This is a genomic window from Flavisolibacter nicotianae, assembly GCF_003628535.1.
GTDB lineage: Bacteria > Bacteroidota > Bacteroidia > Chitinophagales > Chitinophagaceae > Flavisolibacter > Flavisolibacter nicotianae.
In genome coordinates this window covers 1-1,216 of record NZ_RBCI01000054.1, presented here as the reverse complement: position 1 = coordinate 1,216, position 1,216 = coordinate 1, and the positions used below count along the sequence as shown (strand labels likewise).

Annotated in this window: 1 protein-coding gene; it reads right to left on the bottom strand. The window is 46.6% G+C overall.

Going from position 1 to position 1,216, the window contains the following annotated elements; translation table 11 throughout:
- Nucleotides 1-41: 41 nt before the first annotated feature.
- Nucleotides 42-1,150 (bottom strand): IS3 family transposase gene (locus D6024_RS26365; RefSeq protein WP_121357809.1). Its coding sequence is split into 2 segments (ribosomal slippage): nucleotides 42-889 and nucleotides 889-1,150, totalling 1,110 coding nucleotides; the frame shifts between segments, so codons are not numbered across the junction.
- Nucleotides 1,151-1,216 lie beyond the last annotated feature (66 nt).

The following is a 1,216-nucleotide window of genomic DNA, read 5'->3' as shown; positions in this document are numbered from 1 at the left end:
TGTAAGCTCCCCCTGAATTCGCTGCGTTTAAAAGTATAAAATCAGTTGTTTTCTTTTGGTTTAAACATAGGAATTTGGATTTTATGGTATTCAACTGGCGGCACGAAGCCCAAGGCCTGGTGTGGTCTTGAGCAGTTGTAATCCTGTCGCCACTCTTCTGCTTTTTCTCTGACCTCACGAAGAGAAGTGAACACATAGGCATTCAGGAGTTCTCGTCGGATGCTGCCGTTGCATCTTTCAACATAGGCATTTTGCATGGGTTTTCCAGGTTGGATGAAAACAAGTGTAATCTTATGCTTTTTGCACCACTCGTCCAGTTTCGCGGAGATGAACTCCGGTCCATTGTCCACGCGGATCATCTTTGGCAACCCTCTGAATTCGTGTAAGTATTCTAAAGTTCTAATCAGTCGAACAGTGGGCAGCGAAGTATCAGCTTCGACGTGCAGTACCTCCCGGTTGTAATCATCCACAATGTTTAGCAGGCGAAAGGTTCTGCCATCCCACAGGCTGTCGCTCATAAAATCCACGCTCCAAACCTGATTGATGGTGTTCGGCTGAAACAATGTTTGCTTTACCCGTGCCGGCAACCGCTTCTTGCGTCGTCTGCGGATATTCAGCTTTAGGGCTGTATACACCCGGTAAATGCGTTTGTGGTTCCAGGCAAAGCCATTTCTTCTCAACCGGTAATAACACTGCCAAAAACCAATAGCCGGATGCTTCTCTACCAACTGCTGCAGTTCACTTATGAGTTCATCATCTTGCTTGGGCTTTCGTTTATAACGGCTGGTGCTCTGGGGTAGGCTTACCGCTTCTAGCGCCTGACGCTGGCTCACCTTGTGCACAGAAACCATATACTCAGCCAGGCTACCTTTCTCGTCAGGCGTTAGAACTTTTTTGCCACCGCATCTTTGAGTGCTTCATGTACCAGAGAAAGATTGGCATACATCCGTTTCAGCCTTGTGTTCTCCTCTTCCAACTCTTTTAGTCGCTTGACGTCACTGGCCTCCATACCACCATAACGTTGCCGCCACTTGTAAAACGCTGCTGTTGTAATCCCCAGTTCTCTGCAGATGTCTTCTGCCTTGCGGCCATTCTCGTGCTCTTGAATAGCCTTGACAATCTGTGTTTCGGTGAAGTTTGATTTTTTCATATTTACTCATTTAAAATTAAGCGCCTTTGCTAACTTTCAAATGAGCGAATTATAGGGAAGCCGACA